This is a genomic window from Enterobacter sp. CM29 (genome assembly GCF_013179605.1).
GTDB lineage: Bacteria > Pseudomonadota > Gammaproteobacteria > Enterobacterales > Enterobacteriaceae > Enterobacter > Enterobacter intestinihominis.
On the sequence record NZ_JABMCU010000150.1, the window covers coordinates 1 to 11,136 of the forward strand.

The 11,136-nt window shown below is 57.6% G+C and carries 8 protein-coding genes; 4 read left to right on the plus strand and 4 right to left on the minus strand.

The features are described from left to right. Positions 1-1,064: PTS sugar transporter subunit IIC (locus HP459_RS16785; protein WP_171936514.1), on the plus strand; the 1,064-nt coding region annotated here is incomplete at its 5' end. Positions 1,065-1,078: 14 nt separating this feature from the next. After that, the gene (locus tag HP459_RS16790; RefSeq protein ID WP_015571043.1) at positions 1,079-1,795 is read left to right on the plus strand and encodes a GntR family transcriptional regulator; all 717 of its coding nucleotides are present in this window, start codon (positions 1,079-1,081) and stop codon (positions 1,793-1,795) included. Positions 1,796-1,836: 41 nt separating this feature from the next. Here the strand turns inward: HP459_RS16790 and ldtB are convergent, their stop codons facing one another. Then, complete coding sequence (gene ldtB, locus HP459_RS16795; RefSeq protein ID WP_003858435.1) at positions 1,837-2,757, minus strand: L,D-transpeptidase; 921 nt, start codon at positions 2,755-2,757, stop codon at positions 1,837-1,839. 222 nt (positions 2,758-2,979) lie between these two features. On the opposite strand from ldtB, the gene HP459_RS16800 reads away from it, so the two are divergent. Then, positions 2,980-4,575 carry an ABC-F family ATPase gene (locus HP459_RS16800; protein WP_023299657.1) on the plus strand — a complete coding sequence of 532 codons (1,596 nt, stop codon included), beginning with the start codon at positions 2,980-2,982 and terminating at the stop codon, positions 4,573-4,575. A 92-nt stretch (positions 4,576-4,667) separates the two neighbouring features. Here HP459_RS16800 and HP459_RS16805 read toward each other — a convergent pair whose 3' ends face one another. Together HP459_RS16805 and HP459_RS16810 are read right to left on the minus strand one after the other, a co-directional pair. Then, on the minus strand, positions 4,668-7,031 hold the full coding sequence (locus HP459_RS16805) for a TIM-barrel domain-containing protein (RefSeq protein ID WP_171936515.1): 2,364 nt from the start codon (positions 7,029-7,031) through the stop codon (positions 4,668-4,670). Positions 7,032-7,048: 17 nt separating this feature from the next. Beyond that, a complete protein-coding gene (locus HP459_RS16810; RefSeq protein WP_023299659.1) occupies positions 7,049-8,350 on the minus strand; it encodes an MFS transporter in 1,302 nt (433 codons plus the stop codon). Between the two features lie 285 nt (positions 8,351-8,635). On the opposite strand from HP459_RS16810, the gene HP459_RS16815 reads away from it, so the two are divergent. Further along, a complete protein-coding gene (locus HP459_RS16815) occupies positions 8,636-9,709 on the plus strand; it encodes a LacI family DNA-binding transcriptional regulator (protein ID WP_045621938.1) in 1,074 nt (357 codons plus the stop codon). Here HP459_RS16815 and HP459_RS16820 read toward each other — a convergent pair. Beyond that, a complete protein-coding gene (locus HP459_RS16820; RefSeq protein WP_169441020.1) occupies positions 9,706-10,962 on the minus strand; it encodes a DUF1479 domain-containing protein in 1,257 nt (418 codons plus the stop codon). The genes HP459_RS16815 and HP459_RS16820 overlap by 4 nt on opposite strands. Positions 10,963-11,136 lie beyond the last annotated feature (174 nt).

Genomic DNA, 11,136 nt, shown 5'->3' on the forward strand with positions numbered 1-11,136 from the left:
TGCTGCTGGCGCCGATGATCGCCTGGTCGCTGGCGCGTAACAAAGATTTCGACAATCCGGTCTCGGCAGTGGTTATCGCCGTCAGCAGCTTCATCATCATGATGCCGATGCGCTTACAGATTACGCCTGTCGGCAGCGACGCCACGGTGAACGTCACCCAGGTGCTGACGTTCGCCAATATCGGCTCGACCGGCATTTTCGCCGGGGTGCTGATTGGGCTGCTCTCAACCGAGCTGTTTATCGCCATTTCACGGCTGAAGGCGCTGCACATTTCGCTGGGGGAGAACGTGCCTCCGGCGGTGAGCAAATCCTTTACCGCGCTGATCCCGACAATCCTCACGCTCTCCCTGTTTGCGGTGCTGGCGGCAATACTGGCGAACGTGCTGCATACGGATCTGATCCATCTCATTACGACATTCATTCAGCAGCCGCTGCGGCTGATCAACACCAGTCTGCCCGGGACGATCTTCATTTACAGCTTCGGTAACTTCCTGTTCACGCTCGGTATTCATCAGTCGGTAGTCAACAGCGTGGTGCTGGAACCGTTCCTCCTGATCAACACTAACGAGAACATGCTGGCCTTTGCCAACGGCCAGCCGATCCCACACATCATCAACAACATCTTTGTGCCGACCTTTGGCATGGTGGGCGGGACGGGCAGCACTATCTCATTGCTGATCGCTATCTTCATCTTCTCAAGACAGAAATCAGCGAAGCAGGTGGCGCGTCTGTCGCTGGCACCGGGTCTGTTTAACATCAACGAGCCGGTGATTTTCGGCCTGCCGATAGTCTTTAACCTGCCGCTGATGATCCCGTTTGTGCTGCTGCCCGCTATCGGGATTTACTTTGCGTGGCTCTGTACCACGCTGGGGCTCATGTCGCGCTGCGTGGTGATGATCCCGTGGACGACCCCGCCGATCCTCAGCGCCTGGCTGGCGACGGCGGGGGACTGGCGGGCGGTGGTGGTGCAGTTGGCAATCATCGTATTTGGTGTATTCTTCTACCTGCCTTTCCTCAAAGTTGCCGAGCGAGTGGCGTTGAAAAACAGCGGGACAGAACACTAATTTAAGGAAGGACGATGGCGGCGAAGTACATCACCATAGCGCGGGAAATTAAGAAACGCATTATCACCCAGCAGTACGCCGCCAATGAACCTCTGCCGGACCAGTTCGCGCTGGCGGCGGAGTTCAGCACCAGCCGGATGACCATTCAGCAGGCGATGCGTCAGCTGATCGTAGAAGGGCTGGTCTATACCCGACAGGGGCAGGGCACGTTCATCCGCAAAAATTTCCTCCAGCTTTCCCAGTGGGATCTCTCCGGCAGCGACTACTTCGGGGCGACCAAGACCTGGGAACATTTAGGCACGGTGACGAGCCAGGTGGTGCACTTCGAACTTCGCTTCCCGAACGAGAAAGAGCAGGCCTCGCTGATGATAAATCCGGATACGCCGATCTATGACTTCATCCGTCTGCGTTTACTCAACGGTGAGCCGATGTCCCTGGACGCCACGGTGATGCCGCTCAATCTGGTGCCCGGCCTGAATAAAACCCATCTTGAAAGTTCGGTATTCCGGTATGTGCAGGAGACGCTGGGGCTGAAGATCATGGGATCGTATCGTGTGGTGCGGGCGCTGAAGCCCAGTGCGCTGGATATGCAGCATCTGGTCTGTGAGCCAACCGACCCGGTGCTGGAGGTCGAGCAGGTGATCTATCTGGAAGATGGTACGCCGCTGGAGTACGCCCATTGTCACTATCGCTATGATCATGGCGGCATCGTAATTGTGAATAACGGATAAAAAAAAGCGGGCCTCGAGGCCCGCTTTGTTCGTGCTCGCGATTAGTTCAAACGCACCGGCATACCGGAACGGTTCTGAATCGCCTGGTCAACGATGGTCGTGTCAACATCCGCCTGAGAGGTAACGGACTGCACCGCGCTGGTCAGCTTAATCGGTACGATTTCGTTGTTGTTGATCTGATCTTCGCTGGTGGACAGCGGGTTATGCACTTCAATGTAACGGCTGCCGTCCGGCTCTGACGTCGCTTTCACCGGTTCGTTAATGAACTGCACGCGCGTACCGACCGGCACGTTATCGAACAGGAATTTGATGTCTTCATTACGCAGACGTACGCAGCCGTGGCTTACGCGTAGGCCGATACCGAAGTTGGCGTTAGTACCGTGGATGGCATACAGACGACCAATGTACAGCGCGTACAGACCCATCGGGTTATCCGGGCCAGCAGGCACAACGGCCGGCAGCGGTTCACCGGCAGCAATGTACTCAGCGTGCATTTTGGCGGTTGGCGTCCAGGTTGGGCCCGCTTTCTTACGCTCCACTTTGGTGGTCCAGTTCAGCGGGGTGTCTTTACCCAGCTGACCGATACCGATAGGCAGCACGATCACGGTGTTGGTGCCTTTCGGGTAGTAATACAGACGCATTTCGGCGCTGTTAATCACGATACCTTCGTGCACGGTATCCGGCAGGATCAGCTGCTGTGGAATGTTGAGTACGGTACCCGCTTTCGGCAGATACGGGTCAACGCCCGGGTTCGCTTCCAGCATGTTAGACAGGCCGAGCTGATACTGCGCCGCGAAGTATTCCAGCGGCTGAGTGTTACCTTCCGGAACCGTCACCACCTGGTTTTCACCCACCAGACGGCTTCCGTCTGTCGGCAGGGGATACGTCACCGCAGACGCGGTCTTACAAAAACCTACTACGGCTAACGCCGCCGCAAAAAGCGTTGTTAATTTCATGTTCATGTTATGCGAGGTATCTAAGCCATTCTGGCGATGAGTTGAGAAGTCTGAATCTGTAATGGGAGCGCATTATATGTGCATTCCCGTTAACTGGGAATTCAGATGTGTACGAAATCACATTTTTTTCGATTTTGTTAAAGTTTAGTGGATTACCGCAACACAGGATCTCAATTCGGAATTGTGGCATAATGCCGCGTTTATCACACTTTTCGCAGGAATCTCTCCGTGTTAGTTACCAGCAACGTCACTATGCAGTTTGGCAGTAAGCCGCTGTTCGAAAATATTTCCGTCAAATTTGGCGGCGGCAACCGTTACGGCCTGATTGGTGCCAACGGTAGCGGAAAATCCACCTTTATGAAGATCCTCGGCGGTGACCTGGAGCCGACGCTGGGCAACGTCTCGCTCGACCCGAACGAGCGTATCGGTAAGCTGCGTCAGGATCAGTTCGCCTTCGAAGAGTTCACCGTGCTCGACACCGTGATCATGGGGCATGCGGAGCTGTGGGAAGTGAAGCAGGAGCGCGATCGTATCTACGGTCTCGCTGAGATGAGCGAAGAAGACGGTTACAAAGTGGCCGACCTGGAAACGCAGTACGGCGAAATGGACGGTTATTCTGCGGAAGCGCGTGCGGGCGAACTGCTGCTGGGCGTCGGCATTCCTGTTGAACAGCACTATGGTCCGATGAGCGAAGTTGCGCCAGGCTGGAAGCTGCGTGTGCTGCTGGCGCAGGCGCTGTTCTCTAATCCAGACATCCTGCTGCTCGACGAACCGACCAACAACCTGGACATCGACACCATCCGCTGGCTGGAGCAGACCCTGAACGATCGGGACAGCACCATGATCATCATCTCGCACGACCGTCACTTCCTTAACATGGTGTGTACGCACATGGCGGATCTGGATTACGGCGAGCTGCGCGTTTATCCGGGCAACTACGATGAGTACATGACGGCGGCAACCCAGGCGCGTGAACGTCTGCTTGCCGACAACGCCAAGAAGAAAGCGCAGATTGCGGACCTGCAATCCTTCGTGAGCCGCTTCAGCGCCAACGCCTCTAAATCGCGCCAGGCAACGTCGCGTGCCCGTCAGATCGACAAAATCAAGCTCGAAGAGGTAAAAGCCTCCAGCCGTCAGAACCCGTTCATCCGCTTCGAGCAGGACAAGAAGCTGTTCCGTAACGCGCTGGAAGTGGAAGCCCTCACCAAAGGCTTCGATGAAGGCCCGCTGTTCAAAAACTTCAACCTGCTGCTGGAAGTGGGCGAGAAGATTGCTATCCTGGGCGCCAACGGCGTGGGTAAATCTACCCTGCTGAAAACTCTGGTGGGCGAAATGCAACCGGATAACGGTACCGTGAAATGGTCTGAAAACGCGCAGATTGGTTACTACGCGCAGGACCATGAATATGAGTTCGAAAACGATCTGACCGTCTTCGACTGGATGAGCCAGTGGAAGCAGGAAGGTGACGACGAGCAGGCGGTACGCAGCATTCTGGGGCGTCTGCTGTTCAGCCAGGACGACATCAAAAAGCCCGCCAAAGTGCTCTCCGGTGGTGAAAAGGGCCGTATGCTGTTCGGCAAGCTGATGATGGAAAAACCGAATATCCTGGTGATGGACGAACCAACCAACCACCTGGATATGGAATCGATCGAATCCCTGAACATGGCGCTGGAGATGTATCAGGGCACCCTGATCTTCGTCTCTCACGACCGTGAGTTCGTCAGCTCCCTGGCGACCCGCGTGATCGAAATCACGCCAGAGCGCGTGGTGGACTTCACCGGTAACTACGAAGATTACCTGCGCAGTAAAGGTATCGAGAGTTAAAAAAATAGCCGGGTGGCGGCTTCGCCTTACCCGGCCTACGTTCTACCCCCTCTCCCTGTGGGAGAGGGTTAGGGTGAGGGCATCAGGCCGTACTAAACCACCCACTCGCCCCCTTCAACCCCGTTCACCCGCAGCGTACGTTTTTCCCCCGTCGGTAACGACACCTTCAGTGCCTTCCATGCCGGACGATAGTCGCCGCGCGCATTCACCTTCAGGTTGATACTTGCGCCGTCGCACACCATCTCCCATTCCACCCACAGCGCATTGCCGTTCAGGTAGCCCCAGCTTTCGCCGTCATCCTCAAACAGCAGCCCGGAGGTGGTGCCGACGCCTTTCACCGGGAACAGTTTTAGCTCACGGGTATCGTCTTTATCGGCGCTCACGTGACGGATGCGTTCGCTGAGCGGCAAACCGGCCCCGGCGCGCACCAGAAGCGGCAGTTTTTCCAGCGGCGCATCAAGGACGATCGATTGCCCGCCCGCATACCACGCGTGGGTGTAAAAATCGTACCAGCCGGTTTCGTTATCCGGCAGCCAGACGCGGCGCTCGCGCTGCCCGGCTTCGACGACGCTGGCCACCAGCAGGTCACGGCCCAGCAGGAAGTCGTCGCACTCTTCAAAGGACTGCGCATCGTGCTCATGATCGAGGAAGGTCGGGCGCAGCATCGGCTCGTCGTCGGCGTGCGCCTGCCAGAGCAGGGTGTAGAGATACGGCAGCAGGCGATAGCGCAGTTCAATGGCGCTGCGAATCGCAGGGGTCACGCCCGGGTACATCCACGGTTCGTTCACGGTGCGATCGTCATTCCACGAGTGGATGGTAAAGCGCGGATGCATCACGCCGTTCTGTACCCAGCGCACGAACAGCTCGGCATCCGGCTTGTCGCCGGAGAAACCGCCGACGTCGTGACCGACGTTGAACAGTCCGGACAGGCTCATGCCCAGGCCCATGCGGATGTTGTAGCGCAGGGTGTCCCAGTTGGTACGGTTGTCGCCGCTCCAGGTCTGAACGTAGCGCTGCATTCCGGCACAGCCGGAGCGGGAGATCAGATACGGACGTTTATCCGGCGCAAAGCGCTGCTGTGCTTCCAGCGAGGCGCGCATCATCAGCAGCGGCATCACCGGGCGAATATGCTTGATGGCGATCTCCTGGCCGAAGCCATAGCAGCGCGCTTCCCCGTCCCACACTTCATACTCGTTGTTGTCGTTCCAGGTGGAGTCGATGCCCATTTCCAGCAACTGCGTGGTCACGCCGTTCTGCCACCACTGCACCGTCTGCGGGTTGGTGAAGTCGAGATGCGATCCTTCGTCATCCCAGAAGCTGGAACGTTCAGGCGCATCGGTTTCTGAATCGCGAATGAACAGGCCGCGTTCCGCCACTTCGCCGTAGCGGGGATGATCCTGCAACAGGCACGGCTTGATGTTTGCCGCAAGCCGCAGCCCCGCGTCGTGGAACGCCTGGCTCATCACCTTCGGCTGCGGCACTTTGTCGTAGTTCCAGTTAAAGACGTAGCGCTTGCCGTTAATCGAGGTATAGCCGGAGGAGAGCTGGAACGAGTCGCACGGAATGGCATGCTCATCGCACAGGCGGATGAAGTTCATCAGCTGATCCTGGGCGTCCGGCGCGTCGGTGTAGTGCATAGTCGAGCCGCTGTAGCCCAGGCTCCACTTCGGTCCGAACAGCGTTTTCCCCGTCAGGCGCACGAAGGCTTTCGTCACGTCCAGCACGCGCTTGCCGGTGAAGAGGTAGTAGTCAATATCGCCCGCTTCCGCCTGCCAGCGGCGGTAGGCGGTGTGATAGTTGTCGATCTCGTTACCCAGATCCAGCCAGCAGCTGCTCAGGTTATCGTAGAACAGGCCGTAGCTCACGTCATCGCGACGGGTGAGGGTGAACGGGATGTGCTTGTAAAGCGGATCGGTGCTGGCGGCGTTATAGCCCATCGCGTCCAGGTTACGCATCTCATAGCGTTTGCCGTTGCGCTGTAAATCACCCGCTTTCTCACCCAGACCGTAAAAACGTTCATCCTTACGGCGGCTGAGATAGTGCGCCACGCCGTCACCGTGGGCGTTCAGCAGGTATGCGCTGGTCGGGCGGTCATTGACCAACGGCTGCCACTCGCCCGCCTCATTGCGGTAGTGCCACTCCAGCCACAGGGGCTGGTGGACGGTGACGCGCAGCTGTTCGGTCGCTACGGTTAACGCATCGCCCTGCTGCGTCAGCGCCCAGGCCGGGCAGGTGAAGCCGCTGACATCGTCACGACGGCGGCCTTCCCACGGTACGTCTTGTTCCGGCGCGATGCTCCAGGTGCGGTCCAGCGCCAGCTGGCCTTTACGCTTGATCAGCACGCGGAACAGATTCTCTTCCAGCACATACAGGCACAGACGGTGCTGGTTATCCACCAGCAGTTCCAGATGATTCGCTGACTGCGTATCGATGGTCCAGTTTTTCAGGGTTTTCATATGCAATACATCCACTATCAGGCGCGCTTGGCGCGACGTTCAGCAATAAATGCCACCAGGAAGAAAGCGCCAATCAGGTCAAAGAAGCCCATGGCGATAAAGAGCGGGTTGAAGCCGATTTTGTCGGCGGTCACCCCAATCAAAAGGGAGAACAGGAAGCTGGCGATCCACGCCGCCGAGCCGCGCATGCCGTTAACCGTCGCCATCTGGCCCTTGTCGAACGACTCCACGACCAGCGCGCTCAGCATGCAGGAGATAATCTGGTGGCCGAAACCGCCGATGGAGATCAGCACGATGGTGATATACGGGTCGCGGGTCACGGCCACAACGGCCAGAGAAATCATCAGAAACGCGCCGGTCACTGAACTTGCCACCACCGAGTTGACGCGGGTGCAGCCGAACCAGCGGGTATAAAGCCGGGTGAGGTAGCCGCTCGCCACGCTGCCGAGGTCGGCGGCGAGGAACGGCAGCCAGGCGAACATCGCGATCTGTTTCAAATCCATGCCGTGCTCTTTGGCGAGGTAAAGCGGCACCCAGAAGCTCAGCACCGCCCAGGCGGGTTCCGCCATAAAGGCCGGAATGGCGATACCGTAGAACCGTTTGTTCTTCGAGACGGTTTTCAGCGCGGTCAGAAAGGGCAGCCTGACCGGTGCGGGTTCGTTATCCTGTTTGATAAACGCCAGCTCGTCGCGGCTCAGGTTCGGGTGCTGCTCCGGGTTGTGATAGAAGATCCACCATAGGATCACCCACAGCAGCGCCAGCACGCCGGTAAACATAAACGCACCCTGCCAGCCGAACGACGCATGAGCGAAGTAAATGATTGGCGGAGCCAGCATCGCACCGATGGAGAAGCCCACGCCCGCCCAACCGGCGGCAACAGGACGCTCTGATTTCGGGAACCATTCACCGATGGTTTTGGCGTTCGCTGGCGTGGCGGCGGCTTCGGACGCGCCCATAAAGAAGCGCAGGATCGCGAGATGCAGCCAGCTCCCGGCACCTGCGTGGAAGATACACATCAGCGCCCAAATCCCGGCGCAGACCATAAAGCCAATCTTGAGGCCGATAACGTCAATCAGCCAGCCGCAAAGGGGCTGGAAAATGGTATAGGCGATCTGGAACGCGCCGACGATCCACGAGTATTGCTCGGTGGTGATACCAAGGCTCTCTTTCAGCTCGGGGGCGAGAATACCTAACGAGTTACGGGTGATGTAGTTTACGGTCACGCCAAGAAGAAACAGCACCAGTACGTACCAGCGCAGATTCTTAATGACGCGACGGGTTTTGCTTGTCGCAACGGTGTTGTTGATGTCCTGACTCATTTTCTTCTCCACAAGACGGACGGTAAGGGACAAAGGTTCAGGTGTCACACAGCGTCAGGCGTTTGAAAGTTATCTGTTTTAGAGTGCTAAGCTGCTATACAACTAGTATGGAAGTTGTGTGACAGGTTCACCTTAAGAGAGAAATTGAGCAGGAAATAGTGGATTTTGTGCAAATTTTCTCATAACCGAGGTTTAATTTTCGGCATTATGGCCTTCTCGCAAGTTATTACCTGATAAAGATGTTGTGAAAATTTTTTCATTTCACATCCGGAGCCAGATCACAAAATGGATAAAAGGCTTAAAATCACCGAAATCGCCGCCCGTACCCGGCTCTCCATCAGCACCGTTTCCCGCGTGCTGGCGGGGAAGGCAAACACCAGCGAAAAAGCACGGGCAACGGTGCTGGCATGCGCGCGGGAGCTGGGGGTAATGGAGGGCATGGCGGCGGGGCGTCTGCTGCTTAACAGCCTGATGGTGTTTGCCCCGCAGCGGGCGTTTGACGAGCGGTCTGACATCTTTTACTACCGCGTCATCCAGAGCGTGAGCAAAGGGCTGGCCTCGCACGAGGTTCGCCTGCGTTACTGTGCGCTGGAGGAGAACGACAGCGATGCCCAGCTGTTTCTGGCCCGCATGAACGAAGCGGACACCCAGGCGGCGATCCTTCTCGGTATCGACGATCCGCATATCCACGATCTGGCGGTAGACGTGGGCAAACCCTGCATGCTGATTAACTGCCGGGACCGCCACATGCGCCTGCCCGCCGTCGCGCCGGATCATCGCGCCATTGGCGAGCGGGCGGCGGAGTACCTGTTCGAGATGGGGCACCGGGAGGTGATGAATGTGCTGTGTCTGCGTCGCTATACCATGGAGCTGCGCCTGTCGGGGATCCGCGACGCGTGGCACGGCCATAACCTCAGGTTTAGCGACCGGCGCGATCTGCTGATGGTGCCAAGCTTCAGCGCCAAAGAGACGGAGCAGCTGGTGAGTGAGTGGCTTCACCAGCAAAAAGGGAAAGATCTGCCGACGGCGTTCCTGGTGGGCGGCGACTTTATGGCGGCGGGGACCATCAGCGCCCTGCAAAAACACGGTCTGCGCGTGCCGCAGGATGTCTCGGTGATGAGCATCGACGGCTTTAATCTCGCGGCGATTCAGGATGTGCCTCTGACGGCGGTGCATGTCCCGCGCGATGAGCTGGGAACAGAAGCGGTATATATGCTCCAGCAGCGGCTGATGCGCCCGGACGCGCCGGTCGGAACATTGCTGCTAAACGGCACGCTGGCCGTGCGGGAATCGGTACGGCGGATACGTCAGGGAAAACGACGCACCGCCGTTGAGCGGGAAGGGCTTTACGACAGTTAAGCCATGCCCAGCGCGCGCTTGCCGTGGATGTTCAGATCGTTCACGGTGAAACGGTCCTGCCAGCTTTTCTCATAATCCTCGCGCGGGAAATCTCCCGGTGACGCGCCGGTTTCCAGCGCTTCCTTAACCTTTTTCGCGTAGGCGAGGTTTTTCTCGCACATCGGCGCGGCAGGAATATACATCACGTTGCCCCAGCCCTGTTGGTTTTCCACCGGCGCGACCGAGTGGATCACATCGCAGTGCCACCAGACAGAATCACCGGCTTCCAGCGCGGGAATGCTGGTCAACGATTCGATGAGCAGCGGATGCCACTTCTCAGAAATCGGCAGCACGCGCCCCGGCGCCACGCCGCACAGTTCGTCTTCCGGCACGTCGTCCAGCAGCGGACGCAGCAGAATGTAAGCCATCGCTTCCGGGATCGGCACCACGTGCAGCAGCCCCTGGCCGGGGATCATGTCCGACAGTGCCGTCCAGCCCTGGAAGGTGCGGAACACGGAGCATTTGGTGGTGTTATCCACCGTGTACTCTTCCACCTCGGTACGGTGCGCAGCATTCCACGGATCGTATTTCTCAACGTTGCCGTCAAACACGCGGGCAAAGACCTGCTGATAAGCGGGCAGCAGCCAGCGCTCCAGCGCGCCGGAATCGGTGTGTGCGCCAAGTCCTTTCGAGGTTGTTCCTGGTGGGCGGCGGCGAATGCGGTCCGGATAAATTACGCTCACGTCCGGGTCGAACCACTGCTTACCGTTGCTCTCAAATGTCCATAAACGATTCAGGAACGACTGTACCTGTGCCATCTCTTCACTCTGGCGCGCCTGCATTTGCGCCTGAGACCAGTAGATCGGATAAATCTCCGGGCGAGAGGCCGTTAAGGTGCCGAAGAAGTTATCGCCGGGTCCTTTGTAAACCTCGTCAAACTTATTCAGATCGAGGTAGTCGAGCATCGATTGATCCCATGCCAGCGCCTGCTCGCGCGGGAAGTGGCTTTTGATCACCGCGCAGCCGCGACGTTTAACCGCTTCGCGCTGTTCGGCGGTGATCGTACCGTTTTTCACATCCGTAAAGGGGATTACCGGCCATACGGATTCACCTTTATTTTTAAGGGCGTTAATTTCCGCCACGCGGGCGGCGATTTTGTCGCTAAGCCGGTCGAACACTGCCTGCACGTCACCGATCTGGGCCCGTAGCGCGCGTTTCATCTGACGAATTGCTGCTTTGTGGTCCGCTGGCAACGTTTCGCTGGTAAAGGTCATAACTGCCTCGCATCTTTCATTCGAAAGTAAAAGTGTCTACAAGTGATACTTTAAGTTAAAAATAAGTTAATGCAAGTTTAAAACCTTGACGGGCGCCACAGGATGGAAAAAGAGTGAGGGGGCCGGAGTGAGGCTCCGGCAGGTAGGGGATCAGACGTCGAACGGGGAGTGGGC

Excerpts from the sequence above, each read along its gene's own strand:
- HP459_RS16805 (WP_171936515.1), bottom strand. The coding sequence starts at position 7,031 with ATGAAAACCCTGAAAAACTGGACCATCGATACGCAGTCAGCGAATCAT.
- ldtB (WP_003858435.1), bottom strand. The coding sequence starts at position 2,757 with ATGAACATGAAATTAACAACGCTTTTTGCGGCGGCGTTAGCCGTAGTA.
- HP459_RS16810 (WP_023299659.1), bottom strand. The coding sequence starts at position 8,350 with ATGAGTCAGGACATCAACAACACCGTTGCGACAAGCAAAACCCGTCGC.
- HP459_RS16815 (WP_045621938.1), top strand. The coding sequence starts at position 8,636 with ATGGATAAAAGGCTTAAAATCACCGAAATCGCCGCCCGTACCCGGCTC.
- HP459_RS16790 (WP_015571043.1), top strand. The coding sequence starts at position 1,079 with ATGGCGGCGAAGTACATCACCATAGCGCGGGAAATTAAGAAACGCATT.
- HP459_RS16820 (WP_169441020.1), bottom strand. The coding sequence starts at position 10,962 with ATGACCTTTACCAGCGAAACGTTGCCAGCGGACCACAAAGCAGCAATT.